The sequence below is a fragment of the Rhizobium sp. ZX09 genome, assembly GCF_017357485.1.
Classification (GTDB): domain Bacteria; phylum Pseudomonadota; class Alphaproteobacteria; order Rhizobiales; family Rhizobiaceae; genus Agrobacterium; species Agrobacterium pusense.
The window spans coordinates 1,332,992-1,359,012 of record NZ_CP031363.1 but is presented as its reverse complement, the minus strand read 5'-3'; the positions used below and the strand labels follow the sequence as shown (position 1 = coordinate 1,359,012).

The 26,021-nt window shown below is 60.1% G+C and carries 22 protein-coding genes and 1 riboswitch; of the genes, 15 read left to right on the top strand and 7 right to left on the bottom strand.

Annotated elements, in window-relative coordinates; genetic code table 11:
• Positions 1-4 precede the first annotated feature (4 nt).
• From BTN45_RS06665 to BTN45_RS06635, 7 genes are all read left to right on the top strand, one after another.
• Positions 5-415, top strand: coding sequence for a hypothetical protein (locus BTN45_RS06665; protein WP_207589438.1), 411 nt, complete (start codon positions 5-7; stop codon positions 413-415).
• Between the two features lie 114 nt (positions 416-529).
• Positions 530-2,845 carry a phage tail tape measure protein gene (locus tag BTN45_RS06660; RefSeq protein WP_207589436.1) on the top strand — a complete coding sequence of 772 codons (2,316 nt, stop codon included), beginning with the start codon at positions 530-532 and terminating at the stop codon, positions 2,843-2,845.
• Positions 2,842-3,273: a phage tail protein gene (locus tag BTN45_RS06655; RefSeq protein WP_207589435.1), complete on the top strand. Its 432-nt coding sequence runs from the start codon at positions 2,842-2,844 to the stop codon at positions 3,271-3,273. Before BTN45_RS06660 ends, BTN45_RS06655 begins: the two co-directional genes overlap by 4 nt.
• Positions 3,270-3,533, top strand: coding sequence for a tail protein X (locus BTN45_RS06650; protein ID WP_207589434.1), 264 nt, complete (start codon positions 3,270-3,272; stop codon positions 3,531-3,533). Before BTN45_RS06655 ends, BTN45_RS06650 begins: the two co-directional genes overlap by 4 nt.
• Entirely contained in the window at positions 3,533-4,507 is a 975-nt protein-coding gene (locus BTN45_RS06645) for a late control protein (protein ID WP_348649827.1), read from the top strand. The genes BTN45_RS06650 and BTN45_RS06645 overlap by 1 nt, the downstream gene beginning before the upstream one ends.
• A gap of 175 nt (positions 4,508-4,682) precedes the next feature.
• A complete protein-coding gene (locus BTN45_RS06640) occupies positions 4,683-5,486 on the top strand; it encodes a DNA adenine methylase (protein WP_207589432.1) in 804 nt (267 codons plus the stop codon).
• A 62-nt stretch (positions 5,487-5,548) separates the two neighbouring features.
• Positions 5,549-6,013, top strand: coding sequence for a hypothetical protein (locus tag BTN45_RS06635; RefSeq protein ID WP_207589431.1), 465 nt, complete (start codon positions 5,549-5,551; stop codon positions 6,011-6,013).
• Positions 6,014-6,223: 210 nt separating this feature from the next.
• On the opposite strand, the gene sthA is transcribed toward BTN45_RS06635, so the two are convergent.
• The 3 genes from sthA to BTN45_RS06620 form a co-directional block, all read right to left on the bottom strand.
• Positions 6,224-7,627 carry a Si-specific NAD(P)(+) transhydrogenase gene (gene sthA, locus BTN45_RS06630; protein ID WP_004442050.1) on the bottom strand — a complete coding sequence of 468 codons (1,404 nt, stop codon included), beginning with the start codon at positions 7,625-7,627 and terminating at the stop codon, positions 6,224-6,226.
• Between the two features lie 756 nt (positions 7,628-8,383).
• The gene (locus tag BTN45_RS06625; RefSeq protein WP_035210951.1) at positions 8,384-8,917 is read right to left on the bottom strand and encodes a DUF1003 domain-containing protein; all 534 of its coding nucleotides are present in this window, start codon (positions 8,915-8,917) and stop codon (positions 8,384-8,386) included.
• Positions 8,918-9,034: 117 nt separating this feature from the next.
• The gene (locus BTN45_RS06620) at positions 9,035-10,975 is read right to left on the bottom strand and encodes an LTA synthase family protein (protein ID WP_207589430.1); all 1,941 of its coding nucleotides are present in this window, start codon (positions 10,973-10,975) and stop codon (positions 9,035-9,037) included.
• A gap of 227 nt (positions 10,976-11,202) precedes the next feature.
• Here BTN45_RS06620 and BTN45_RS06615 point away from each other — a divergent pair, with 227 nt between their 5' ends.
• The 3 genes from BTN45_RS06615 to bluB all read left to right on the top strand — a co-directional run bounded on the left by BTN45_RS06615 (position 11,203) and on the right by bluB (position 15,032).
• Positions 11,203-12,882, top strand: a complete 1,680-nt coding sequence (locus tag BTN45_RS06615; protein ID WP_004442045.1) for an NAD+ synthase — start codon at positions 11,203-11,205, stop codon at positions 12,880-12,882.
• A gap of 237 nt (positions 12,883-13,119) precedes the next feature.
• Positions 13,120-13,950, top strand: a complete 831-nt coding sequence (locus BTN45_RS06610) for a TolB family protein (RefSeq protein ID WP_207589428.1) — start codon at positions 13,120-13,122, stop codon at positions 13,948-13,950.
• 70 nt (positions 13,951-14,020) lie between these two features.
• A riboswitch (cobalamin riboswitch) is annotated at positions 14,021-14,204 on the top strand.
• A 135-nt stretch (positions 14,205-14,339) separates the two neighbouring features.
• Entirely contained in the window at positions 14,340-15,032 is a 693-nt protein-coding gene (bluB, locus tag BTN45_RS06605; RefSeq protein ID WP_207589662.1) for a 5,6-dimethylbenzimidazole synthase, read from the top strand.
• Positions 15,033-15,237: 205 nt separating this feature from the next.
• On the opposite strand, the gene BTN45_RS06600 is transcribed toward bluB, so the two are convergent.
• On the bottom strand, positions 15,238-16,335 hold the full coding sequence (locus tag BTN45_RS06600; protein WP_207589426.1) for a DUF2865 domain-containing protein: 1,098 nt from the start codon (positions 16,333-16,335) through the stop codon (positions 15,238-15,240).
• A 135-nt stretch (positions 16,336-16,470) separates the two neighbouring features.
• The gene (locus tag BTN45_RS06595; protein WP_173614669.1) at positions 16,471-18,786 is read right to left on the bottom strand and encodes an NADP-dependent malic enzyme; all 2,316 of its coding nucleotides are present in this window, start codon (positions 18,784-18,786) and stop codon (positions 16,471-16,473) included.
• A gap of 229 nt (positions 18,787-19,015) precedes the next feature.
• On the opposite strand from BTN45_RS06595, the gene BTN45_RS06590 reads away from it, so the two are divergent.
• Complete coding sequence (locus BTN45_RS06590) at positions 19,016-19,855, top strand: UDP-2,3-diacylglucosamine diphosphatase (RefSeq protein ID WP_006697377.1); 840 nt, start codon at positions 19,016-19,018, stop codon at positions 19,853-19,855.
• Positions 19,856-20,152: 297 nt separating this feature from the next.
• Here the strand turns inward: BTN45_RS06590 and dgcA are convergent, their stop codons facing one another.
• Positions 20,153-21,136: an N-acetyl-D-Glu racemase DgcA gene (gene dgcA, locus BTN45_RS06585; protein WP_207589424.1), complete on the bottom strand. Its 984-nt coding sequence runs from the start codon at positions 21,134-21,136 to the stop codon at positions 20,153-20,155.
• A gap of 143 nt (positions 21,137-21,279) precedes the next feature.
• Here dgcA and BTN45_RS06580 point away from each other — a divergent pair, with 143 nt between their 5' ends.
• Genes BTN45_RS06580 through BTN45_RS06565 form a run of 4 tightly spaced genes read left to right on the top strand, consistent with a single transcriptional unit; the run spans position 21,280 to position 25,287 of the window.
• Positions 21,280-22,440, top strand: a complete 1,161-nt coding sequence (locus BTN45_RS06580; RefSeq protein WP_006697379.1) for an ABC transporter permease — start codon at positions 21,280-21,282, stop codon at positions 22,438-22,440.
• A 10-nt stretch (positions 22,441-22,450) separates the two neighbouring features.
• Entirely contained in the window at positions 22,451-23,290 is an 840-nt protein-coding gene (locus BTN45_RS06575) for an ABC transporter ATP-binding protein (RefSeq protein ID WP_207589422.1), read from the top strand.
• Between the two features lie 8 nt (positions 23,291-23,298).
• Complete coding sequence (locus tag BTN45_RS06570) at positions 23,299-24,669, top strand: MlaD family protein (RefSeq protein WP_004442026.1); 1,371 nt, start codon at positions 23,299-23,301, stop codon at positions 24,667-24,669.
• A 15-nt stretch (positions 24,670-24,684) separates the two neighbouring features.
• Complete coding sequence (locus tag BTN45_RS06565) at positions 24,685-25,287, top strand: ABC-type transport auxiliary lipoprotein family protein (RefSeq protein WP_045533661.1); 603 nt, start codon at positions 24,685-24,687, stop codon at positions 25,285-25,287.
• A 59-nt stretch (positions 25,288-25,346) separates the two neighbouring features.
• Here BTN45_RS06565 and BTN45_RS06560 read toward each other — a convergent pair whose 3' ends face one another.
• Complete coding sequence (locus BTN45_RS06560) at positions 25,347-25,784, bottom strand: PACE efflux transporter (RefSeq protein ID WP_207589420.1); 438 nt, start codon at positions 25,782-25,784, stop codon at positions 25,347-25,349.
• Positions 25,785-26,021 lie beyond the last annotated feature (237 nt).

Genomic DNA, 26,021 nt, shown 5'->3' with positions numbered 1-26,021 from the left:
CGCCATGTCGCTCGTTCAAGAAGTCAAGATATCGCTCGCCGTCCCTGTCCCTGTTGAGGGCGCGGATGGCAAACCGGCGAAGCGGGACAGTTTCACGATGTACCGGCCGAACGTCGCTCACGCCAAGCAGCTCGCCGTGTTGATTGGCCCGAAGCTCGCCTCGCAGCTGATGAGCGACGGCAAGGCGAATATCGATGATGTCGATATCGGCGGACTTATTACCGAGCTTTCCAGCACGTTGCTGACCACCGATGGCCTCGACAGCCTGACCGGCATCGTCGCCTCGATGTCGCGCGAGGAAACGGCCTTCATCGATCAGCTCGACTGGCTTGACCTCGTTTCTGTCGGCAAGGCGCTGCTCGATTTTTTTCCGGCACTCCGGTCCCTCGGGCGTTCGAATACGCCGCAGACCTAGCGGCCGTCTACAAGTTTCAGCCCTCGGAAATCGCACAGATGCCTTGGCTGGATGCTCTCTCATATCGCGCCGAACTCCCCCGCTTGACCGGAACCGCCCAAAGGACCGAATGACATGGATATCTCTTTTGTCATTCGGTTGATCGACCAACTGACCGGACCCGCCAGAAAGGTGAAGTCCGGCCTTCTCGATTTGGGGCAGGCCGCCAAGGAAGGTTTCTCCGGCGCGATCAGGGACGGCTTTACCGTCGAGAATATCGAGACCGCCACTCGAAACGCCGAGGCGGCGCTGCGCGATGCTCGCGGCCGGATGCTTGGCGCGTTCGGGCAGGCCATGACGCTTGCCGCGCCGATCTTCAAGGGCGCGAATTTTCAGGACGCCTTTATCGACTTCGCCAACGTCGCCGAGATTCCGATCGACCGCATGGGCGAGATCGAGGCGCGGCTGATTGCACAGACCCGCACCACCGGCAAGAACAAGACCGAGCTGCTGCAAATCCTTGCCACCTATGTCGGCAAGGGCATGGACCTTGACGAGAGCCTTGCCGCGATCGAGGCGACCGGCCAGGCATCGACTGCCACCAAGGCGGAAGTCGGCGACATGGGCAATGCCGGTTACGCCGTCATGGATAACCTGAAGGTTGCCGCGACCGATCTTGCCAAAGCGTTTGATGTCATGGCGTCCACCGGCAAGTCCGGCTCATTCGAGCTGAAGGACATGGCACGGAATTTCCCCGAGCTGACCGCCAACGCCTCGGCGCTGAAGATGCAGGGTGTCCCGGCCGTGGCATCGCTTGCCGCCGCGCTCCAGATCGCCATGAAGTCGGCAGGTTCTGCCGATCAGGCCGCAAACAACATGTCGAATTTCCTAGGGAAGATCACTTCGCCGGACACGGTGAAGAACTTCAAGAAGATGGGTATCGACATCGAGAAGGAGATGAAGTCGGCCGCTGCCAAGGGTACCGATCCCCTGTTGCATTCGCTGGAGCTGATCAAAAAGGCGACGGGCGGCGATCAGTACAAGATGGGCGAGCTGTTCGCCGACAAGCAGGTTCTCGATTTCCTTCGCGCCCTGATCCCCAATCTGGAGGATTACAAGCGCATCCGTGATGAGGCTGGTGCAGCCAGCGGCGTCATCGACAAGGATTTCGTCAACGTCATGTCTGGCCTGAAAACCCAGATCAAGGGCCTCGTTACCGAGGTCGACAACCTGTTTTCTGCAGGCGGCGCATTGCTGCCCGTGGTGCAGGATATTGTCCTTCGCGGCACGGCCATCGTGCGGATGGTCAACGACTGGACCACGGCGAACCCTGAGCTGACGGCGACGATCGTGAAAATCACGGCCGGGCTACTGGCGGCATCGGTCGCCATGCGCGTTGCCTCCTATGCCTTCGCCGCCATGCGACTGTCCGCGATCGGATTCACCTCGACGTTCCTTCGCTTTCAGGATGGCAGGAACATCGCTACCGGCTGGCGCATCATCGCCGGAGCGTGGCGATTTGCGGCGGGCAGCGCCTCGGCGCTCGGCTCGGCGCTCCTGCCTGTCGCTGGCCGTATTCCGATGCTGCGAAACGCGATCGGCGGTCTTTCCTTCATCTCGGCCGCGAGCGGCGGAGGGCTTGCCGGTTCGCTCTCGGCCGTCACGGCGGCGTTGACCGCCTTTGCCTCTGGTCTTGCAAGCATAGTCGCCGGGATCACAGCGCCGGTTTGGGCAATTGCAGCCGTTCTGGCGGCAGCCGGATTTGCCGTCTGGAAGTATTGGGACCGCATTTCCTCATTCGCTTCCGGTTTTGCAGGGCCGATCGTCGCGTTCTTTAATACCGGCGTTGAGGGTGTCACAAATGCGCTGTCGCGTCTCGTGGACCGCATCGGCTCCGCTCTCAACATCGATCCCGCCTCGATCGCAGCGTTCAAAGCCTCGATGGCGAAGATGTTCGATTTCGGTGAGATGATCGAAGCCGCAAAGCAGAAGCTCAGCGAGATTTGGAAGGTTATTACGTCCTTCTTCTCTCAGGAAAAACTGTCTGACAGCGACAAGGAAGCGATGCGTTCTGCCGGTGCAGCGCTTGGAGACGCGGTTGTCGATGGCTTCAAAATGGCCTTTGAAGCGCTCTATGGCTGGTTGGCTGGTGTGCCAGGACGAATTCGTGATGCCATCGGCAGCATCGATCTCACCGGCCTTTTTAAGTGGCCTGCAATATTTGGCGGTAGTGATGATATTTCCGTTACGCAACCGTACCAGCCTCAACAGTCAGCCGCGTCAGCGCCCGCCGCTGGCGACACCACGTCGAACGTCACAATAAACCAGAACGTGATCCAAAATATTTCGTCACCCGATCCGAAGGCAGCGGGTAATGCCGCAGCATCAAAATTGGGCGCGTCGATCTCCTCTGCTCGATCCAGCGCCCTGAATGATGGAGCTGCGCCATGAGTTCCGCTTTGCTCGCGCTCGGTCCGCATATTTTCCAGATCGACCGGTTGAACTATCAGCAGTTCGCCCGGTCGACGGAAGCGAAGTGGGCATCCATCCCGCGCTTCGGCACTTATCCCGGCCGCCAGTTTGTAGGTTATGGCGACGACACGATCACGATCTCCGGTCTGCTGTTTCCTGATGAATTCGGTGACAGGGCGGATTTCGAGGCAGTCCGCACAACGCAACGCGCCGCCAATCCCGTGATGCTGATCGGTTGGGCCGACGCCAGTTCCACCGTCGCCACTGTCTACGGCCGCGTCGTGATCCTGTTTGTCGATGACGAGCAGTCAGCCATCAACAGGGCAGGCCTCGGACGGAAAGTGACTTATACCATAGAGGTTGCGCCCTTCCATGATGGCGGCAAGCCCGTGGGGCTGTTCATATGAGCGCCACCATTATCCCGGCCGGGACCCGCGTCATAGAATTTGAAGACCTGAGCATCGATCTCGTCTGCTTTGATCACGCCTTCAAGGCCCTCAATGATCGGCGCGTGGCGGGCAAACTCGATGGCTACGTCGAGGCGACTCTCGAAGCCAACCCAAGTATCGCCGATCGCGGCATCCTTCTTCCGCTTGGCAGCACAATCATCCTGCCCGAGTTCACCATCCGGGCAACATCGACATCGGTTGTGAGGCTGTGGGACTGATGCGGCACAAACCATTCATCGAGTGCTTCGTCGGCGGCAAAGCCGTCGCGCCGGGCTTCTATGATCGCTTGTCGACAGCGACGGTCACCGACAATGCAGGTCAGGAGGCCGACCGTATTGAACTGGTTTTCGATGATTCCGGCAACGCGATCCAAATTCCGGAAAAGGGAGCCAAGCTCTCTGTTTCGTTCGGCTACAAGGAATTTGGGTCGTGGGTCATGGGCGAGTTCACAGTCGAGAAAAACAGGATCAGCTTCGGGCAGGACGGCGACAAACTGACCATTTCCGGCCACTCGGCCGACATGCGCGAAGACGTCAAGGAGCAAGGCTCTGAACACTTTGATCAGACCACCATCGGTGATGTGGTTGAGCAGCTCGCCAAACGGCACGGCTACGACGCCAAGGTCAGTCCCGAGCTGGCTTCGAAGCAAATCGAGTACATCGCTCGCGTTGGACAGAGTTCGCTTGATTTCCTGACCCGCCTTGCCGATCGCAACCGGGCGCTCTTTTCGATCAAGGGCAATAAATTCCTGTTCCTGTCTCGCGGCATCTTGCCGACTATCACGATCGACAAAAGCGAATGCGAGAGCGGCGATTTCGAGGTCGAACCCCGCACCAAGTTCGGCAAGGTCGAGGCGTCCTATTTTGACCGCGCAACCGGCAGAACGGAAACCGTCTCGCATTCGACCGGGTTAAAGGGTCCCGTTCGTCGTCTGCGCACCGTTTACGCCACCAAGGCCGAGGCCGAAGCGGCGGCGGGGTCGGAGGGCGACAAACTCGGCCGTGCAACCGGCTCAGGCAACCTCATGATGTTCGGCCGACCCGAGTTGATGGCCGACACCCCCTTGAACCTCACAGGTTTTCGGCCGGAGGCGAACGGGGCGTGGCGCGCCGGAACAGTCACTCAAACCTTCGCGGCCGACAGCTACAAGACCGGCGTTGCCGTCGAAGCACCAGAGAGCGGCAAGGAGTAGCAGGAGAATGAAGATTTCGGCCTGCCGGTAGACCGGGTGGCCGGGGTGTTTGCACGCACCCCAAGCGACGGGCCAAAGTTTGGCGACCTAACCCGTCCGACAGCGCAATTCGATAACTGTCACACCCGTACCCTGCAGGGCGGATTTGCTGTGACTGAGTCGAGAGATATTTGAAATGGTGAATCTGACACCGGTGGCTCCGGCCACTCCCGCCGCCCCTTATATCGGTGGAAAACGTGTTCTGGCGAAAGCCATCATCGCCCGTATCAACGAGACGCCGCACGAAGGCTATGCGGAGGCGTTTGTCGGAATGGGCGGTGTTTTCCTCCGCAGGAACCTCCAGCCGCGCATGGAGGTCATCAACGATATCAGCGGTGATGTCGCCAATCTCTTCAGGATACTGCAGCGGCACTATCCGCAGTTCATGGAGACGCTCCGATATCAGGTTACGAGCCGCCGTGAGTTTGACCGCCTGTCTCGTGTCGATCCCACGACCTTGACCGATCTGGAACGTGCGGCGCGGTTCCTTTATCTCCAGCGGACGGCCTTTGGTGGCAAAGTCGCCGGGCAAAACTTCGGGGTTACAATGCAGGGCGCTCGCTTCAATCTCCTGAAGCTTGCCCCGCAACTGGAGGCGATCCACGAACGGATGGCAGGTGTCGTCATCGAGCAGCTTCCTTGGCGGCGCTTCATTGAACGATATGATCGGCCAGAGATGCTGTTTTATCTCGATCCGCCATACTTCGGGAACGAAACGGACTACGGCTCCGGCGTGTTCAGTCGGGAGGAGTTCGCCGAGATGGCGCATGTTCTCGGCCAGATTAAAGGCCGCTTCATACTGTCTTTAAACGCCGTTCAAGGTGTCTTCGAGACCTTCAAGGATTTTAGAATTGAAGAAGTGGACTGCACCTACTCCATACAGGGAGCTGGAAACAGTAAGGCGGTAAAAGAGGTTGTCATCTCCGGACCGCGCCGCTGAATTGCACACCGCTCAAATTCATGCTTCAAAGCCCTCTATCATGACTAGGGGGCTTAGAGCTTATGATGAAACACTTCACTGTTTTTCTGATAACGACCATCTCGGCTACAGGCTCTTTGTCAGCCGCAGAGCCTGCGCGTGATGCCAAAACTTGGAGCTACTCATGCGTGAAGGCCTCCGAACTGGAAAATTTCAAAGCTGAAGGTCCAGCATTCAAAATCAATAATCTTAGCGTAGTCGAAAAAAAGGCATTCACGGCAAAACCATTGACCCAGCTCGTGGTTAGCTTCTCCGTTGTAAATAGGGGTAACGAGAATGCTTACCTGTCGGCCGACGTGCTGGCGCTCGACAAAGATAGTTTGCCCCTAGCGGCGCTGAGTGCAAATCCGCCATTTGACCTCATCGCGCCGGGTAGCACTGATACTGTGAAAGGTGACACCTTTGTTCCGGCCGGAACTTTGGCGAAGGCCGATCTCATTTGCTACCGTTTCGGTGGCACCGCACTACCCGAAACTGTTGCCAACTGATGTTGCGCTTCGCGCCATTCGATTTTGCGCGCTACACTTGACCCGGTATCCAGTGACGGCGAGTCGGCGCTGTGAAAGAGTATTTCGCTATCAAAGACTTGATCGCGCTGGACCCCGGCTCAAGGCCGGGATGACGGATGGGGATGCTGTGCTTTCTCAGAAGGCCGATTACGGCAACTCCGCCGTCTCAAAAGCCGCCCCCGCGCAACCTCAATCCTTCTTGATCTCACCCATGCGGTTCCACGCATCAAGCCCGGCAATCTTGTAGGCTTCCGCCAGTGTCGGGTAGTTGAACGTATTCTCGACGAAATATTCCACCGTGCCTTTGAGGTTCAGCACCGCCTGGCCAATATGCACCAGTTCGGTGGCGCCTTCGCCGACGATATGGACGCCGAGCAGGCGGCGGGTTTTCAGCGAGAAGATCATCTTCAGGAGGCCGCTGTCGAGACCCATGATGTGGCCGCGGGAGGTCTCGCGAAAATGGGCGATACCGCATTCATAGGGAATGTTGCGTTCGATGACTTCCTCTTCCGTCAGGCCGCAGGTGGAGATCTCCGGCACGGCATAGATGCCGTAAGGGAAGAACTGCGGCGGTTCGCCGGCCGGTGCGCCAACGGCATGGCGGGCGGCGATGCGGCCCTGTTCCATGGACGTGGAGGCAAGGCTCGGGAAACCGATGATATCGCCGGCGGCATAGATGTTCGGCACGGACGTCTGGAAGGTTTCAGGATCGACTTTCAGGCGACCCCGGCTGTCGGCTTCCAGCCCGCAGGCCGAAAGGTTGAGCGTGTCGGTGGCGCCGACACGGCCGGCGGCGAAGAGAACGGTCTCGGCCTTCAGAACGCGGCCATTGCCGAGCGAGACGAGGCACTTGCCGCTCTCGTCGCGCTCCACCTTTTCCGCCTTCTGCCCGAAGATCAGCTTCATGTTGCGGTCGCGCAGCTGATAGGCGAAATCCTCGACGATTTCCTTGTCGATGAATTCGAGCATGGTTTCGCGCGGTTCCACCACCGTCACCTGCGTGTCGAGCGCGCTGAAGATGGTGGCATATTCGATGCCGATGACGCCGGCGCCAACCACGATCATGGAGCGCGGCAGTTCCTTGATTTCGAGAATCTCGTCCGAATCGAGCACCGCTTCGCCATCGAAGGGAATATGCGGCGGCCGGTAGGGGCGGGTGCCGATGGTCAACAGAATGGAAGTGCCGGTGACATTCATGATCTCACCGTCGTTCTTCACCACCTTCATGGTGTTGGCGTCAACGAAGCTTGCCGTGCCGCGAATGTGCTGCACGCGGTTGCGGGCGAACTGGTGTTCCAGCACTTCCACTTCGTGATCCAGGGTGATGAGCAGGCGGCGGCGAAGGTCCTCGGCGTCGATCTCCTGCTTGACGCGATAGGAGCGACCGTAAAAACCGCGCTCGCGCCAGCCGGTGAGATTGAGCGCCGTTTCGCGCAGGGTCTTTGAAGGGATGGTGCCGGTATGCACCGAAACGCCGCCGACGCGGCTGCCTTTCTCGATGACCAGAACCTTCTTTTCGAGCTTGGCGGCCTGAATGGCGGCCCGTCTTCCCGCCGGACCGCTGCCGACAACAATCAGATCGAACTGGTGCATGAAGAACCCCGGAATAGAATGCATTTCGATACCGGATGTCGCATCCGGCATGGCGTCGCCGCGAAATGGTCGTGATGCCATTTTGACGATGGGGAGTGATTCCCCCGTTTGCCTTGACCGCTAGAGTGCAATGCAACAAACGCCTGCGTCAATCTGTAGCGCAAGAATCTGACGGATTCGTAACTGGGTGGGGATATTCGGAGGGTCGCGCTATTCACATCGGAGGGAGGTGGGTGTGGCTTACCCCCCTCTGCCCTGCCGGGCATCTCCCCCTCAAGGGGGGAGATCGGCAAGGGGCTCTCCCACGGCTCATTCTCAAACTTCGAGATAGTCGAAACCTAGCCGCATATCGATCTCCCCCCTTGAGGGGGAGATGCCCGGCAGGGCAGAGGGGGGTAAGCCACACCCACCTCCGTCCACTTTTCCTGAACATGCGCCTAAAACCCCAACAGCTTCATCCCGCACGGCACTGCCGAACGGGTGATCGCTAGAGAGGTCGGGCGATTGCCCGGCTGCGCCTTGATTTGGTTTGGTGTGGGTCGGATGCGTTGCGCAGCCGGGTCTTTCACCATGCCGTATCTCGCAAGGGCCGTGCACTGCACCCTGCGACATGGTCCTTTCCACGAACGTTGCCAGCGTTCCACCACCAGGACCGTCCTTTGGTTTCCGCCACGTCTGGCGTCCACCCGGCAGGACTGCGACCAATATAACAGCCTGTCGCGGAGCGGGGAAAAGCGAGGGTGAATTTTTCCGGTGTCAGTCTTCCTTGCGGGTGACGTGGCGGTGAAGTGCTGCAAGGTCCTGCCGCAGCGCAGCCAGTTCGGCCAGCACTTTCACATCGATCTTTTCATGCAGTGAAAGCACTTCCAGTTCTGCCTTCAGATTCACCTCATAATCCTTGGCGGCCTCGAAGCGGTCGCGGGCGGCCTGACGATTCTGTGACATCATGATGATTGGCGCCTGAATGGCCGCCAGCATGGAAAGAAGCAGGTTGAGGAAGATGAAGGGGTAGGGATCGAAAGCGCGGGTGGTCAGTACGATGGTGTTGATGATAGCCCAGAAAATCAGGAAAAAGCAGAAGCCGAGGATGAAACTCCAGGAACCGCCGACCCTGGCGATCTTGTCTGCCAGCCTGTCGCCGAAACTGGCGCCGGCGGAAAATTCCGCATTAATATCGCTCGAAACCAGCTTTTTCTGGTGCGCCAGCTCGAGAATGCGCCGTTCCACCTCGCCGATTTCACGAGAGGAGCGCTTGAAATGAGAGACGATATAGTCGGAGATATCTGACACGGGCGTGTCTCCGGTTCTGATTGGCGGTGCGGAGCTTTCCCGAAGATAAACCCGCATGATGGCGGAATTCAAACGTTTTCCGCCACCATGCGTTCAGGCGTCCCTCGCCGAAATTCATTACACCGACGGCGCGCCCTCGTGCAGCCAATTGAAGCCGGGGAAAAAGCGCTCTTTTCCATATTGCTTGCCGAACATCATGTCGAATTGCAGCAGGCGATAATTGCGCACCACGTCAGGGACCGCGTTCGGCGCGATCGACCAGTCGGGCAGGGCATCGCCGCCGGCCGTCACCAGCATGTGGCGGTCGATCACGGAAAAGGCCTGCTGAACTTCACCCAGCGTGCCGGTATAGAAGGGATCGGAAAAGCCTGCGGTCTTCAGCACGTGATAGGGCAAAAGCGCCGGGCTGATGGTGCCGATATTCTTACGCACGCCCTTCTTCGAAGACCACACGACGAGCGGCGTCTCATGTTCCTTCTTCATTACTTCCAGCGGCGCGCGGCGGCTGGCCACCATGCCAGGCATGTAACCGCTTTCCACAAAGGCCTGGCCGAGCGGCGGCAGGTGATCACCAAAGAGAACGATGATGGTTTCGCGGTCGCGCTTCTTTGCCCAGCGCATCAGCTTCAGCAGCGCTTCGTCCGCTTCCACCACCCCTTGAGAATAGGTGGCGAGCGCCTGCGAGGCCGAAGCCGAAAGTTCGCCCTCAATGCCGATGGTGTTTTCGGCGTAACGGTTTGTCTCATAGGGGCCATGTCCCTGCAGGGTGACGGCAAAGAGGAAGAGCGGGTTCTGCGTCCGGTCCGCCGTCGCCATGATCTCTTCCATCAGCGCGTCGTCGGAGGCAAAATTGCCGCGTTTTTCCATCGCCGGCAGCGTCTCTTCGGAGCGGAATTCCTCGAAGCCGAAATTTTTATAGACCTGCTTGCGGTTCCAGAACCATTCCTGGAACGGATGAACTGCGATGGCGGAATAACCTTCGCCGCGGAAGAAGCTGGCGAGCGAGGGCACCGGGCGGCGGATATATTGCTGGTAGGGAATGCTGCCATAGGGCAGGAAGGCGTTGGAAAAGCCGGTCAAGGCCTCGAATTCCACATTTGCCGTCATGCCGCCGAACTCGGGCGAAAACACGTTGCCGGACTGTTTGGCGCGGATGGTCGGCATGGGATCGGCCGAGAGATTCACGTTTTCAAGCCGGGTCGGATCCCACAGGGATTCGCTCATCAGCATGATGACGTCAGGGTAATCACCCTTATTGGCGGCGAAAGATGCCGGTTCCGAGATGAGATCGGCGATGCTGTTTTCGCCGTAACCCTCCGGCGCCGAGACATTGGCCATGGGAATATTGAAGGCGAAGGCCATCAGGAAGCCGTTATGGCGGTAGTTTTCCTGCTGATCCCACATCATGGGGATGATGTTGAGGCGATCGCGCACCCAGGAATAATGCGAATAGTCCATCAGCGAGGCGAGGCTGGCGAGAAGCGGCAGCGCCAGCGCAAGGCCGGCGGCGCGCTCACGCCAGCGCAACACCGGCGAATGACGGCGCGCCAGCAGCCAGAGAGCCGCGAGAGAGGCAATTGCCGCGCTGAGGCCGAGACCCACCAGCATCGCCGTAAACGGCTGCGCCTTCAGCATGGTTGGCAAAAGTTCGAGAATCTGCCGCCCGAACAACAGGTCTGAGGGATAAAGCGGATCGGAAAGATAGGTCTGTTTCTGCGCTGAGATCAGCCACACCAGTGCGCAGAGCGGCGCGACCGCAATCAGTGAAAGATAACGCCGGCCGAGGATCGAATCCAGCGCGACGAGAAGGGCGAGCACGGCGGCAATGGTTGTCATGCCCGGACGCGCGGAGGAGGTGATGAAAGTGCCGACATCCTGAAGCGAGCCGCGGACGACCCATTCCAACGCCACGACCAGCACGACGGACGCGACCGTCAGGTTGGCAAGCGTGTAGGCCGTGCCAGAAAGCTTCGAAAGGCTCCTTGTCCATGCAGGCGAAAAGACAAAACCAGCCTTTTCGGAAGCCGTTGTTTTTGGCGCCGAATCTCTCAAACCCATACTCCGGTATTTCAGGCGCCAGCACCGATCCGGGGAGGTGAATCGGGTGTCGCAAAAGTGTCATGTAACTGTCACATAAGCGCGATGAACGCGACATGAACTTTATGAGATGTGCATATAAGCGCGATAACCTTCGCGTGAGGGCGGCTGTGTCGAGAAGCGCACGAATGAATGCAAGTGGGAATTGCTGCGTTGCGGAGCGATCACGGGCGCGGTATTGAAGGTTTATGAGCGACAGACACGATATAGAGAACCATCTCCGGATTGCCGTCGGGCAGTTCAATCCCACCGTTGGCGACGTGGCGGGCAATCTCGCCAAGGCGCGTGAGGCAAGGGCCGATGCGGCAACGCAGGGCGCCGATCTTCTGCTTCTCACCGAACTCTTCATTTCCGGCTATCCGCCAGAGGATCTGGTGCTGAAACCTGCTTTTTTGAAAGCATGTCTGAAAGCGGTGGAAGAACTGGCTGCGGAAACCGCCGATGGCGGGCCGGGTATCGTTATCGGTTTTCCGCGACAGGGCGAGACGGGTCGGCACAATTCCGTGGCGCTTCTCGATGGCGGCAAGATCATTGCGCTGCGCGACAAGATCGACCTGCCGAATTACGGCGAGTTTGACGAAAAGCGTGTTTTCTCCGAAGGGTCGATTTCCGGGCCCTATAACTTCCGCGGGGTGAGGATCGGCATTCCGATCTGCGAGGAAATCTGGAACGACATGGGCGTCTGCGAGACGCTGGCCGAAAGTGGCGCGGAAATCCTGCTGGTGCCGAACGGCTCGCCCTATTACCGCGGCAAGCTGGATGTGCGCCATCAGGTGGCACTCCGGCAGGTGATCGAAAGCGGCCTGCCGCTGGTTTTCGCCAACCAGCTGGGCGGGCAGGACGAGCTGGTGTTCGACGGTGCGAGCTTCGGTTTCAACGCCGACAAGACGCTCGCCTTCCAGATGAGCCAGTTCGAAGCCACGCTTGCCGTCACCGACTGGAAACGCACAGCGGATGGCTGGCGCTGCGAAAGCGGGCCATTTTCCAAGATTCCCGAGGGTGAGGAGGCGGATTACCGCGCCTGCATGCTGGGCTTTCGCGATTACGTCAACAAGAACGGTTTCAAGAGCGTGGTTCTCGGCCTTTCCGGCGGCATCGATTCGGCGATCTGCGCCGCCCTTGCCGTCGATGCGCTGGGCGAGGAGCGGGTACGCTGCATCATGCTGCCTTACCGCTATACCTCGGAAGAATCGCTGAAGGACGCCGCCGATTGTGCGAAAGCGCTCGGCTGCCGTTACGATATCGTGCCGATCGTGGAGCCGGTGGAAGGTTTCCTGTCTGCGCTGTCAGAACTTTTCGAGGGCACGGAAGAGGGCATTACCGAAGAAAACCTGCAGAGCCGCACGCGCGGCACCATCCTGATGGCCGTTTCCAACAAGTTCGGATCCATGGTGGTGACGACGGGCAACAAGTCGGAGATGTCGGTGGGTTACGCGACGCTTTATGGCGACATGAATGGTGGTTTCAACCCCATCAAGGACCTCTACAAGATGCAGGTCTATGCCATTTCCGCCTGGCGCAACGCCCATGTGCCGCCGGGCGCGCTTGGCCCTTCCGGCGAAGTGATCCCCGCCAACATTATCGCCAAGGCTCCATCGGCCGAATTGCGCCCCAACCAGACCGACCAGGATTCGCTGCCGCCTTATCCCGTGCTGGACGATATTCTTGAGTGCCTTGTCGAGAAGGAAATGTCGGTCGAGGAAATTCTGGCGCGCGGCCATGATGTGGCGACCGTGCACCGGGTGGAGCATCTGCTTTACCTCGCCGAGTACAAGCGCCGGCAATCGGCGCCGGGTGTGAAGATCACCAAGAAGAACTTTGGGCGGGACCGGCGTTATCCGATCACCAACCGGTTCCGTGATCGGTAGGGCGTTTTGGGAAGGCGCGTTTAACGCCGTCCCTGCTTAATGAATTGGGCAAGCGCATTGTGAGGCGGTGCGGCATATTTCTTCTCCCCGCCGGGGAGAAGGTGGCCCGAAGGGTCGGATGAGGGGGCAAGCTCTCCGTATACATCGACCCTTGCCCCCTCATCCCGCTGCCGCGGACTTCTCCCCGGGCGGGGAGAAGAAACAGGTGGCATGCGATCGTTCCACAACGGAGGCAGAATGCGCAGCTCCATCGAAATCTTCAACATCCGCACCCGGCAGATGCGGGTGATGTGGCAGACGCCCGATCTTTTCGAAGCGCCGAACTGGTCGCCGGATGGACAATATCTGCTGTTGAACAGCGAAGGGCTGCTTTATCGTCTGTCTCTTGCCGGTGACGTGTCGCCGGAGAAGGTCGATACCGGCTTTGCCACGCTCTGCAACAACGACCACGGCATTTCGCCTGACGGTTCGCTTTATGCCATTTCCGACAAGGTGGAGTTCGGCAAAAGCGCCATCTATCTCCTGTCATCGGCGGGCGGCGCGCCGCGGCTAATGACAAGGAACCTTCCTTCCTACTGGCACGGCTGGTCACCGGATGGGAAAAGCTTTGCGTATTGCGGCATTCGCGATCAGATTTTCGATATCTATTCCATGGACATAAACAGCGGCGTTGAAACACGCCTTACCCATGGCGAGGGCCGCAATGACGGGCCGGATTATTCGCCTGACGGCGCGTGGATCTATTTCAATTCCAGCCGCACCGGACGGATGCAAATCTGGCGGGTGCGGGTGGATGGCTCAGCCGTGGAGCGCATCACCGACAGCTCCTATGGCGACTGGTTTCCGCACCCGTCACCAAGGGGGGACAAGGTTGTCTTCATTTCCTATGACGGCGACGTGTTCGATCATCCCCGCGATCTCGACGTGCGGGTGCGGCTGATGGATATGGATGGCGGCAATGTCGAAACGCTTTTCGAGCTGTTTGGCGGGCAGGGCACGATGAACTCCCCCAACTGGTCACCTGATGGCGACGAGTTCGCTTATGTCAGATATTTCCCGGTGGAGTGATGAAGGTAAGGTGCGGCAGGCCACATTGCCGCACCACCTGCACCGCACTTGTGTTCGCAAGCTTTTTTGCCCATAGCTTCACCCGTCAGGTGCCCGCCCTTCGGCGGGAGAATCGGGAATCCGGTGAAAAACCGGAACGTGCCCAACGCTGTGAGGCGGATGCTCTGTTTCTCATGCCACTGGAGCAATTCGGGAAGGCGAAACGGGGCGGATGAAGCTTAGTCAGAAGACCGGCCTGGCAGGATGGACCGAACCGCGCGGACGGCGGCAGGTCGCTGGAAAAGCGCGTCGTCGCTGCAAACCTCCCATGGTTTCGGCACCGGCCCGCCCCGCATTGTTAGGGATAAACGATGCCGACCGAACCGCCCGTCACCATGTCGCCCGTCACCATGCCGCCCGACTCCAACCCGTTCGATCACGCGCTTTCGCCCGCCCGCCCGTTTTCCGGCGAGGAGCGTGAGGCCGTCTATCGTGCCATCGAAACCCGCCGCGATGTGCGCGACCAGTTCCTGCCGGACCCGCTGCCGGATGATCTCATCGAGCGCCTTTTGAGGGCGGCGCATTCGGCGCCATCGGTCGGTTTCATGCAGCCGTGGAACTTCACCCTCGTCACCGATGGCGCCGTGCGCCAGGCGGCATGGGTGGCCTTCAGCCGCGCCAATGAAGAGGCGGCGGCGATGTTTACGGGTGAAAAGCAGGCGCTTTATCGCAGCCTGAAGCTCGAAGGCATCCGCAAGGCGCCGCTCAGCATCTGCGTGACCTGCGATCCGACACGGGGTGGCAAGGTGGAGCTGGGTCGCACCCATAATGCACGCACGGATGTCTATTCCACCGTCTGCGCCATCCAGAACCTCTGGCTCGCGGCCCGCGCCGAAGGCGTCGGCGTCGGCTGGGTCAGCATTTTCCACGACAGCGATATCAGGGCCATTCTGGATATCCCTGATCATATCGAGATTGTCGCCTGGCTGTGCCTCGGTCGCGTCGATACACTTTATACCGAACCGGAACTGGCGGTGAAGGGCTGGCGGCAGCGCGTGCCGCTGGAAGAGCTTGTGTTTCGTAACCGCTGGGGTGGGGTGTAGGCCCGGAGGCCTGCGAACAGGGCGGGACGTTGCCGCGCATTTCTTCTCCCCGCCGGGGAGAAGGTGGCCCGAAGGGTCGGATGAGGGGGCAAAGACAGAGATTTACGGAGAGCTTGCCCCCTCATCCCGCTGCCGCGGACTTCTCCCCGCCGGGGAGAAGAAACAAGGGGCACGCGCTCGCACCATTCCGCGTGCAGAAGAGATTTCACTGCTGTGGCTGGATACCCTTCAGCGCCGGGTTCTTCAGGTCGATCTTGCCGGTCTGGTCCGGCAGGAATTTGGGCCCGATGACGCGTACTTTTGTGTCGTTCGGGTCATAGTCGCGCTCAGGAACAGGTTGTTCCGGCGGCTTTGCGGCCTGCTGCTCGGCGGGCTTCGGGGCCTTGTCACCTTGCGGCGATGGAATGGTGGTGATGCTGGAATAGGGCTTTTCGGCTTCCGGCCGGGACGCCTGTTCCTGCTTTTGCATCTCCTCGTGATAGGCGGCCATGTTGCAGGCGCAGCCGGGCGCTTTCGTTGAGGCATTGCTATAGGCGAAGGCGGTCGGCAGGTCCTTGTAGGGTTTGCCGGTTTCAGCGGACACCATGTCTGCTGTTTCCTGATCCGTCATGGAGTGGAAATAGAGCTCCGTCTCGGTTCCCGGGCACATTTTCTGGCACTGTTCGGCCTGGGCGCGGAAATCGAGCGGCGAGGCGTTGGAGGCGATCGGGAAGAATGAGCCGTCGCAGGTGCGCACGCAGAGTGTGCGAAGCCCGCCCTCCGCGGCGTTGGGGTAAGGGGAAAGGCCCGCCTGTCCCGGCTCACCGCCATTCTGCCTGAAGGCATCGGGATAACGCGTCACATCGGGTGCAGGCGATGCTTGACGGTTCATCTCCTCAGCGGGGGTGCAGCCATTGGCATCGAGGGCGGCAAGAATGCGCTCGCGCCTGGTATCGCCGTCGTCGCTCCTCGCCGCCGCCATGGCGTCGTCGCGATCGCGGATGATCGCGTCGCGTTCGGCCTCGGCATCCACCAGCGCATCGCCGATCTCGGCGCAGAGCCCGGCATTGGGATTGCCATAAACGATGACGCTGCCGGACGAGCAGCCATAGCTGCGCATGTCGTTCCTGATCTTGCGGATGACGATGTTCTGGTGGGCAAGCGCATTGGCATAGCGCCGCACCTCGCCCGTGTTGCCGATGACACGGGGTGGTTCTCGCAACTGTTGATAAAGCGTATCGCACACCTGATCCGCAAGAGCGGCGGCAGGAGCAATGAAAACAAGGGGAAGCAGAAGGCCGATGATGCGGCTGCGCCGGGTCAATTGTGCGATCCGTTTAATGTCCCCGGCCGGTGGCAGGGGTGTTATGCTTCAGGAAATCCGTGTTTCAGGAAGATAACATAAGCTGTTGCCGCATTGCGGCAACAGCATGTTCAAAACTGCGTTAATGCGCCTTCATCACACCGAAGGGTGCGAGGCCTGCACCACGGCAAAGGCCGCCATGTTGACGACGCCGCGCGAGGTGACGCTGGGCGACAGGATATGGGCGGGCAGGGCCGTGCCGAGCAGGATCGGGCCGACATGCAGGCCTTCCGTCAAGGTGCGGGTGACGCCCAGCGTGATGTTGGCCGCATCGAGGTTCGGGAAGACTAGCAGGTTTGCTTCGCCGGTCAGCACGCTGTTGGGCATGGCGCGTTTGCGCAGCGCTTCTGACAGGGCCGAGCCGCCCTGCATTTCGCCGTCCACTTCCAGTTCGGGTGCAGCCGCCTGCACGATCTTCAGCGCGCGGCGCATCTTGCGGGCGCTTTCGGAATCGCGCGAGCCGAAATTGGAATGGCTGGCGAGCGCGATTTTCGGCGTGATGCCGAAGCGGCGGATTTCCTTCGCGGCAAGAATGGCCATTTCGGCCACTTCTTCCGATGTAGGGTCGTTGTTGACGAAGGTATCGGTGAGGAACAGCGCACCCTGCTGGGTGATGAGTAGGCTGAGGCCGGCGAAGGAGCGGACGCCGTCCTGCTTGCCGATGATCTGGTTCACATCGCGCAGATGGCGGTCGTAACGGCCTTCGAGGCCGCAGATCAGCGCATCGGCTTCGCCACGCTTGACCGACAGCGCACCGATGACAGTCGTGTTGGTGCGCACGATGGTACGTGCCGCTTCCGGGTTGATGCCGGCGCGGCCGACCAGGGCGAAATAATCGTCCACGTAGTCGCGGTAGCGCGGATCGTCTTCCGGGTTCACCACGGCGAAATCCGTATGCGGGCGGATGCGCAGACCGAAACGCTTGAGGCGCGTTTCGATGATCTGCGGACGGCCGATGAGGATCGGGATGCCGGTGCCTTCTTCCAAGAGCACCTGGGCGGCGCGCAGCACGCGCTCGTCTTCGCCTTCGGCAAAGATGATGCGCTTCTTTTCGGCGGCCTTTGCGGCGTTGAAGACAGGCTTCATGATGAAACCCGAGCGCCAGACGAAGCGGTTCAGCTGGTCGAGATAGGCTTCGAAATCGGTGATCGGCCGGGCGGCAACGCCGCTTGCGGCGGCAGCACGGGCAACGGCCGGGGCAATGCGCAGGATAAGGCGCGGATCGAAGGGCGAGGGGATGAGGTAGGTCGGGCCGAAGATCGGCGTTTCGCCGCTGTAAGCCTTGGCGGCCACTTCGGAAACTTCCTCACGCGCGAGTTCCGCGATGGCCTGCACGGCGGCCATCTTCATTTCCTCGTTGATCGTCGTCGCGCCGCAATCGAGCGCGCCGCGGAAGATATAGGGGAAGCAAAGCACGTTGTTGACCTGGTTCGGGAAATCCGAACGGCCGGTGCAGATCATCGCGTCCGGGCGGGCGGCACGCGCCTCTTCCGGCATGATTTCTGGCTTGGGGTTGGCAAGCGCGAGGATCAGCGGGTTCTCCGCCATGCGCTCCAGCAGTTCCGGCTTCAGAACGCCTGCCGCCGACAGGCCGAGGAAGACATCGGCGCCGTCGATCGTTTCGGCCAGCACGCGCTTGTCGGTCTTCTGGGCGTAAACTTCCTTCCACTCGTCCATCAGCGTATTGCGGCCGTCATAAACGAGGCCCTCGATGTCGTGGACCCAGATGTTTTCTTTCTTCGCGCCCATCGCAACGAGGAGGTTGAGGCAGGCAAGGGCTGCCGCACCGGCGCCCGAGGCAACGATCTTGACGCTGGACAGGGACTTTCCGGCCAGTTCCAGAGCGTTGGTGACAGCGGCGGCGACGATGATCGCGGTGCCGTGCTGGTCGTCGTGGAAGACGGGGATGTTCATCTTCTCGCGCAGCTGGCGCTCCACCTCGAAACACTCCGGCGCCTTGATGTCTTCAAGGTTGATGCCGCCGAAGGTGGGTTCCAGCGCCGCGATGGTGGAAACCATGTCGTTAATGCCGGGCGCGTCGATCTCGATATCGAACACGTCGATACCGGCGAATTTCTTGAAAAGGACGGCCTTGCCTTCCATCACAGGCTTGGAGGCAAGCGGTCCGATATTGCCGAGGCCAAGCACGGCCGTGCCGTTGGAGATGACGGCGACGAGATTGGCGCGGGCGGTGTAATCCGCCGCCATCTCCGGGTTTTCATGGATGGCGAGGCAGGGTGCGGCGACACCCGGCGAATAGGCGAGCGCCAGATCGCGCTGGTTGCCGAGCGGCTTGGTGGCCTGGATCTCCAGCTTGCCGGGGCGCGGATAGCGGTGGAAAAAGAGCGCCTGTTCTTCGATGTCGGCCTTTGCCGTGTTGGCGGGCGTGTTGTTCTTATCGTGAGAGGTCATGTCTTCCACCGTCGTATCTGGTTTTATTTCGGACCCCTGAATACAACAAACTTCCCCGTGGTACAGCCGTTATTTACGGGCGTCTCATGCAAATGCGGCCACGGCTTATTCGCGTTTTCGTGAAGCGTTTCGTCATATTCCCTGCAAAAAACGGCCGCTGTCATGTTGCTGAAACACGAGTCTGGTTCTGAGAGGGAAGAAAGCCGCAGGGACGCAACCGAACAGGGGGATGAAATCCGTGGCCGGTCAAATCGAAACCAGACAGTTCAGAACGCTTTTCATTTCGGATGTTCATCTTGGTTCCAAGGCGGCCAAGACTGACTATCTGCTGGACTTCCTCAGACATCACGAGGCCGAAACGATCATTCTCGTCGGTGACATCGTCGACGGCTGGCGCCTGCGCCGCAGCTGGTACTGGCCGCAGGGTTGCAACGACGTGGTGCAAAAGCTGCTGCGCAAGGCCCGCAAGGGAACCCGCATCGTGTATATTCCCGGCAATCACGATGAATTCCTGCGGGAGTTCCCCGGCATGCATTTCGGCGGCATCGAAGTGGCCGAGCGCATGATCCATGAGGCGGCCGACGGCAGGAAATATCTCATCATCCATGGCGACGAGTTCGACGTGGTGGTGCGCAACGCCCGCCTGCTCGCCTATCTCGGCGACTGGGCCTATGACGCAGCAATCGCCATCAATATCGCCATCGCCGCCGTACGCCGCCGCATCGGCCTGCCTTACTGGTCGTTTTCGGCCTGGGCCAAGCTGCAGGTGAAACACGCCGTCAACTTCATCGGTGAATTCCAGCGTGTGGTGGCGGATGAAGCCCGGCGCAACAATGTCGACGGCGTGATCTGTGGCCATATTCACCACGCCGTCATGGAAGACATGGACGGCATACGTTACATCAACACCGGCGACTGGGTGGAAAGCTGCACGGCGATTGCCGAGAACGCCGATGGCAGCTTCGAGCTGATCACCTGGATGCAGACGAGCGAAGTGGTTGCCGAGCAGACATCGGACGAAATGGAGCCGGTGAATATTCCGGGGCTGATTGGCAAGCACGCGGCGTGATTGGAGCGTTTGACGGGCGCTGATGGTAGGCTCACCTGTAAACGATTGTTGGTTGAAATTGTAGCATCCGCATACCGTCATCCCGGCCCTGAGCCGGGATCCAGTGCGATCAAGTCTTTGATCGCGTAAGACTTATTTCTCACGGCGCAGACGCGCCGTGGCTGGATGCCGGATCAGGTCCGGCATGACGGAGGTGAGGCTTTAGAGGCTTCTCAGTAACCTTCCGGTGACGCACCGGAGAGAGGGTGCGAATGCAGCCTCTAGGCACCAACCCAGTCCGGACCCTTAGCGAGAGCTCTACCCCCACAATTCCGGCCGCGCCGGATAAACAAGCGACCCTTCATAAACCAGCCCAGGCTCCCGATCCTCGGCCAAAAGCAGCGGGCCGTCGAGATCGGCAAAGGCCGTGCCCTGCGCGGCAAGCACGGCAGGTGCCATGCCCAGCGAGGTGCCGAGCATGCAGCCGACCATGATGGTGAAACCGAGCCTTTCGGCCTCCGCCTTCATGACAAGCGCCTCCGTCAGGCCGCCGGTCTTGTCGAGCTTGATGTTGATCGCGTCGTAGCGGTCGCGCAGGCCCGTGAGGTCCTTGGTGGAATGCACGCTTTCATCGGCGCAGATCAGCACCGGATGGTCGATACGGGAGAGAATGGCGTCCTTGCCGGCGGGCAGGGGCTGTTCGATCAGCGATATCTTCAGCTCTGCCGCAAGCCTCAGATAATATTCGATATTGTCGTCGTTCCAGCCTTCGTTGGCATCGATGATGATGCGCGCCTCGGGTGCGGCTGCGCGGACGGCCCGCAGGCGGGCTTCATCGTCGGCTGTGCCGGTCTTGATCTTCAGAAGCGGACGTCCGGCGTTCTCTGCGGTCTTTGCGGCCATGGTCTCCGGGTCTGCAAGCGAAATCGTATAGGCTGTGACGAGCGGCTCTGCCTCCTGTCCGAGGACCTGCTCGGCGACGCTCTGGCCGCTCATCTTCGCCTCGAGATCCCAAAGCGCGCAATCCACCGCATTACGGGCCGCACCCGGTTTCATCGCCTGCTGCAACTCCTGCCGCGTGAGGCCTGCGGCGATCCGCTCCGCCATCGCCTCGATATCGGCAATGACGCCTTCGATGCTTTCGCCATATCGCGGATAGGGCACACATTCACCTCTGCCGGTGAAGGAACCATCGCGGATGGTGCACGTTACGACATCCGCATGCGTCCGGGTGCCGCGTGAAATGGTGAAGCTGCCAGCAACGGCGAAACGTTCTGTTGTGGCTTGAAGGTAACGGGGCATGTTTTTTCACTTCCGATTGGGCGTCAAATGACACATGACGCCAAATTTATCACGAATTGTCGGCTGCCACTGTGGCTTGCCGGAGGCCGAAACGTTATGAAACCTTTAAGAATCTCGTGACGGCTGCATTCGCTCGGAGCATTATGCAAGAACAGGACACACGGCAACAGGCGACCCCGGCCGCAATCACCGAAGACGGCGCCGTCTCCGGCGGCGGCCTGCGCTATGTCATGAGCGGCTCCTGGCGCAACAGTAATCTCTCCGCCGTTTTACCTGATCTCGATAAGATCGAAAAAAGCAGACCCGCCGGCCCGGTGGAGATCGAGCTTTCCTCCGTCGAGTCCATCGATACGACCGGCGCCTGGATCATCCAGCGCCTGCGCAAGGACCTCGAGGCGAATGGTGCGACCGTCACGCTCAGCGGCAACGACCGTATCGAGCAGGTGATCGGGCAGCTGCCCGACAAGGCGGAGATGGAGGCGGAGCCGGTCGCGCGCGAGGGACTGGTGGAGCGCATCTTTTCTCCGATCGGCAAGGCCGTGGTCCAGAACGGCGCGGATTTCCTGGCGGGCATGTATATTCTGGGTTCCGCAGTACGCGGTGCGCAGATGAAGCTCGGACGCGGGCGCGGCGTCTCGCCGGCGGCAATCGTCAACCAGATCGACCATATGGGCGTGCGCGCCGTGCCTATCATCATGCTGATGTCGTTCCTGATCGGTGCCATCATCGCCCAGCAAGGCGCGTTCCAGCTCAGATATTTCGGGGCTGAGGTCTTCGTCGTCGATCTGGTCGGCATTCTCCAGCTGCGTGAAATCGGTGTTCTGCTGACTGCGATCATGATCGCCGGCCGCTCCGGCAGCGCCATCACCGCCGAAATCGGCTCCATGAAGATGCGCGAGGAAATCGACGCGCTGAAGGTGATTGGCCTCAATCCCGTGGGCGTGCTGGTGTTCCCGCGGCTGGTGGCGCTCACCATTGCGCTGCCGCTTCTGACCATTCTCGCCAATTTTGCCGCGCTTTTTGGTGCTGCCATCGTGGCGCTGCTTTATTCCGGCATCACTTTTGAGGTGTTCCTCTCGCGCCTGCATGGCGCGGTGGAGGAATCGACCATCGCAGCGGGCATGATCAAGGCGCCGTTCATGGCGCTCATCATCGGCATCGTCGCGGCGGTGGAGGGCATGAAAGTGGGCGGCTCGGCGGAATCGCTCGGCCAGCACGTCACCTCCTCGGTGGTGAAGTCGATCTTCGTCGTCATTCTGGTGGATGGTCTTTTTGCCATCTTCTACGCAGCCATCGATTTCTAGGGAGGGCGCGTTGGAAACACTGGACCAGAAACCGCAGCAGCAGGCAAAGACCGGAAAAGACGGCCGCGAGGTGGTGCTTTCCGTCGAGGGCGTGACAGTCGGCTTTAACGGCCGGAACGTGCTGGAAGATCTCAATCTCGATGTCTATCGCGGCGAAATCCTGGGTTTCATCGGTCCCTCCGGGGCCGGAAAATCCGTGTTGATGCGCACGGTCCTGCGGCTTTTGCCACGGCAGGCGGGCACGATCAGCATTCTCGGCTCTGATTATGACAAGGCGGGCGAGGACGAGCGCATGAGGCTCGACCAGCGGCTTGGGGTGCTGTTCCAGCAGGGCGCGCTGTTTTCCGGCCTGACAGTGAAGGAAAACATCCAGCTGCCGATGCGCGAATATCTCGATCTGCCGAAGAAACTGATGGACGAGCTTGCCTATCTCAAGATCGAGATGGTGGGGCTGAAGCCCGATGCGGGCGACAAATACCCGTCGGAACTGTCAGGCGGCATGATCAAGCGCGCAGCGCTTGCCCGGGCGCTGTCGCTCGATCCCGACCTCGTCTTCCTTGATGAGCCGACATCCGGCCTCGATCCCATCGGGGCGGCGGAATTTGATATGCTGATCGCGCGGCTGCGCGATTCGCTCGGCCTGACCGTTTATATGGTGACGCACGATCTCGACAGCCTGTTCTCCGTCTGTGACCGCATTGCGGTTCTCGGCCAGAAGAAGGTGCTGGTGGAAGGGACGCTGCAGGACATGCTTGCCTGCGACGACCCGTGGGTGCAGTCCTATTTCCGCGGTAAACGGGCGCGCTCTGTCGTTCTTCCGGACGACAGGCAGGAACATCCGGTGGAGTAACGAGAAGCATGGAAACCAAGGCGAACTACACCATAGTCGGAATTTTCACGCTGATCGTGATCGCCGCTGCATTTGGCTTCGTTTACTGGATGGCGGAATTCGGCCGCGGTGGCCCGACAGCACAGCTTGTGGTGCGTATTCCGGGCTCCGCCAATGGCCTTTCGGTAGGCTCTCCGGTGCGCTTCAACGGTATTCCCGTCGGCACGGTACGCGGGCTTGCAATCGACCGCGACGACCCGGCCTATTCCATCGCCTTTACAGAGGTACAGGCGGATGCGCCGGTTTTCCCTTCCACACGCGCCGTGCTTGAAATTCAGGGCCTGACCGGAGCCGCGTATATCGAGCTTTCCGGCGGCAACAAGGATGGCGAGCGCATTCTGCAGAAAGCCGTCGAAAGCGGTGTTCCGGCCGAGCTGACGGCCGATCTTTCCAGCGTCACCAACCTGCTTGCCACCGCCGACAAGATACTGAAGCGCGCCGATGGCGCCATCGGCGAATTGCAGGGCTTCGTGCAGGATGCGCGCGGCCCGCTGACGCAGACGGTTCGCAATGCCGAAAAATTCTCCGATGCGCTGGCGGCAAACTCCGATGGCATCAAGAATTTCATTGCCAGCCTCAGCTCGCTTTCCACCACCGTACAGTCGGTCTCGGTGCGCCTCGACGGCACGCTGAGCGCCATCGAAGATCTGGTGAAGGCAGTGGATGCCGGCAAGATCGATTCCATCCTGTCCAATGTCGACAAGGTGACGAAGGATGTCGCGTCGGCTTCGAGCGATATTCAGGGCATCATGGAAACGGTGCAGAGCACGGCGCGCAATTTCGAGGCGGCAAGCACGGAAGTGCAGACGGTCGTCAAGCGCGCGGATGAGCTTCTCGCCTCCGTCGATCCCGCCAAGGTGGGCACCGTGGTTGACGACGTTTCCTCTGCGACCGCCGATGCGCGCGATGCTGTCGCGAACTTCAAGCGGATCGCCGATGATGTGGGCGCACGGCGCGCCGATATCGATCAGGCGGTTTCCGATTTCACCGAGATGGGCCGCAAGCTGAACCTGGCCTCCAGCCGCGTTGATGGGATTCTCGCCAAGGTGGACGGCATGCTCGGCACTGACGACGCCAATTCGCTGTTTGCCAAGGCGCGTGAGACGCTCACCTCCTTCAAGGCGGTGGCCGACAATCTCAATGCCCGCATCGGACCGATCGCCGACAATCTGACCCGCTTCTCAAGCTCGGGCCTGAAAGATTTCCAGGCATTGATCGGCAGCACGCGACAGACGGTGGACAATCTCAACAATGCCATCACCAATATCGACCGCGATCCGCAACGGTTGATTTTCGGCGGCGAAACCGTGAAACAATATGACGGCAGAACAAGGCGCTAAGAGGGGTATGGGCCAATGAGACTATCGATGAACGGCCAACGCCGCGCCTTCGTTCTGGCCCCGTTGCTTGCTGCAATGATGGCGGGCTGCGCGGGCGCGCCGAAGAACGATACCTTCGATCTCTCCGTCTCGCCGGCGGCGGTGACGCAGGGGCCGTCGCTCAAAAGCCGTCAGTTGCTGATCGCCGATCCGACTGCGCTAAAGGCGCTGGACAGCGAAAACATCGTGGTGCGGCTTTCTGGCTCGGAAGTGCAATATCTCGGCAACTCGCAGTGGAGCGACCGCCTGCCGCGTATGGTGCAATCCAAGCTCGTGGAAGCGTTCGAGGATACCGGCAAGCTCGGTGGCGTCGGTCGGCCGGGGCAGGGGCTGGCGATCGATTATCAGGTCGTGAGCGATATCCGCGCCTTCGAGATCGATACGGCGAAGAATCTCGCCAATATCGAAATCTCGGTGAAGCTGCTGAACGACCGCAACGGCACGGTGAAGGCGCAGGAGGTGTTCCGTTCCAGCGCCCGCGTCAGCGGTTCCGGCAACGCCAATTTCGTGAAAGCACTCGACCAGGCCTTTGCCGCCGCCACGCGCGAGATTGTCGCCTGGACGCTGAAGTCTCTCTGACGGTTGGTCCGTGCAGGCGCGGTGCCGGCACGGACGCTATCGGTATTTTCCCGATCGTTTCAGGCGGCGTCCTGCTGCGACTTCCATTCCGGCAGGGGGAAGACGCGGTCGTAGCTCCAGTTGAAGACAAAAGCATAGACCACGTAAAAAAGCGCGAAGGAGATATCCATCACCAGCGCGTGGGCAAGGCTGATATTCAGATACCAGGCGATGAAGGGCATCAGGACGATCAGCAGGCCGACTTCGAACAGCACCGCGTGCCCGACCCGAATGGCGGGTGTCTTGAGCGTCGTGCCCTTCAGGCGCTGCATGGCGTGGTCGAAGCCGAGATTATAGACGTAATTCCAGATGGTCGCGAGCGTGGCGCTGACGAGGCCCACGACGCCGATATCCTCCATGGGCATGCCAAACAACAATGCGCCGAGTGGAATGACCAGCAGAAGCCCGATGATCTCGAAACTGAGGGCGTGGCGGATACGATCTTGCAGGGAGCGCATTCTATTCTCCGGTTTGTGACCGGGCCGTCCCGCATGCTGTCGCCGATGTGGCCGAGGTCGTCCTCGCGCCTGGTCATATATAGCTTTCGGGCGGATTTTTCAAGCATGGGGGACTTGGGGAGTGTTCCGCCTGCTTCGTCTCGCCGCCGCGGAAGAAAAAACAGGCGGCGACACGTTCATTCTTTCGACTGCACCAACGAAACCGTGATCGGAACAAGAACAGTGCATTTTCGTTAT